This window comes from Methylobacterium sp. P1-11, assembly GCF_008329595.1.
Taxonomy (GTDB): Bacteria; Pseudomonadota; Alphaproteobacteria; order Rhizobiales; family Beijerinckiaceae; genus Methylobacterium.
Window position 1 is genome coordinate 1 of the sequence record NZ_NPKS01000124.1, and the last position, 558, is coordinate 558.

Below are 558 nucleotides of genomic sequence, written 5' to 3' on the forward strand. Positions count from 1 at the left end.
CCTATCCGGACGGTGCCGGCGACGTGCTCGCCGCCTTCGCCGCCCAGCTCGGTGCCGACCCGGACGCGACGGCCGTCACCGATGCCCAGACCAGCCTGACCCGCGCAGACCTCGACGCCCGCGCAACCGCCATCGCCCGACGCCTCGCCCGCGCCGGAGCCCGACCCGAGCACCTCGTCGGCATCGCACTCGAGCGGTCCTGCACCATGCTCGCCGCCTGGCTCGCCGTCCTCAGGACCGGCGCCGCCATCCTGCCCCTCAACCCCGAACTGCCCGAAGCCCGCCTCGTCGCCCTCGCCGCCGAGGCCGACCTCCTCCTCACCCAGCCCGAGCTCGCCGACCGCTCCCCCGCCCTCGTCGACGCCGCAGGACGCCCGCCCCTCGTCCTCAACGCGCGGGACGACGCAGATGACAACGCGGACGAGGGTGCGGGCGAGGGTGCGGGCGAGGACGGCGCCCGGCCCTTCCGGCCCCGCACCCGCGCGCCCCACCCGGACGCCCTCGCCTACATCCTGCACACCTCCGGCTCCACCGGAACACCGAAGGCCTGCGCCAACA

1 protein-coding gene is annotated in these 558 nt (G+C 76.2%); it reads left to right on the forward strand.

The window, feature by feature from the left end; translation table 11 throughout:
• The coding region (locus tag CIW48_RS33025; protein WP_149314527.1) for an AMP-binding protein at nucleotides 1–558 on the forward strand (558 nt) is incomplete at both ends.